The sequence below is a fragment of the Mammaliicoccus sp. H-M34 genome (genome assembly GCF_022386495.1).
Taxonomy (GTDB): Bacteria; Bacillota; Bacilli; order Staphylococcales; family Staphylococcaceae; genus Mammaliicoccus; species Mammaliicoccus fleurettii.
In genome coordinates this window covers 1-297 of sequence record NZ_JAJNIK010000030.1, presented here as the reverse complement: position 1 = coordinate 297, position 297 = coordinate 1, and the positions used below count along the sequence as shown (strand labels likewise).

The window sequence follows — 297 nt, the reverse complement described above, 5'->3', positions numbered from 1 at the left end:
GGCCGGCACCATTTTTTAGAGCCATTAGCTCAGTTGGTAGAGCATCTGACTTTTAATCAGAGGGTCAGAGGTTCGAATCCTCTATGGCTCACCATTATTAATATACAAAAATAATTATTTAGCGGAAGTAGTTCAGCGGTAGAATACAACCTTGCCAAGGTTGGGGTCGCGGGTTCGAATCCCGTCTTCCGCTCCATTATTATTTTTTTGCCGGGGTGGCGGAACTGGCAGACGCACAGGACTTAAAATCCTGCGGTAAGTGATTACCGTACCGGTTCGATTCCGGTCCTCGGCACC

The 297-nt window shown here is 47.8% G+C and carries 3 tRNA genes; all 3 read left to right on the top strand.

The annotated features are described in order from the left end of the window. Nucleotides 1–18: 18 nt before the first annotated feature. The 3 genes from LQ608_RS12420 to LQ608_RS12410 all read left to right on the top strand — a co-directional run bounded on the left by LQ608_RS12420 (nt 19) and on the right by LQ608_RS12410 (nt 295). Nucleotides 19–94, top strand: a tRNA-Lys gene (locus LQ608_RS12420). A 27-nt stretch (nt 95–121) separates the two neighbouring features. Continuing rightward, nucleotides 122–196: transfer RNA gene (locus LQ608_RS12415), tRNA-Gly, on the top strand. A 13-nt stretch (nt 197–209) separates the two neighbouring features. After that, a tRNA-Leu gene (locus LQ608_RS12410) sits at nt 210–295 on the top strand. The last annotated feature ends 2 nt before the right edge of the window (nt 296–297 follow it).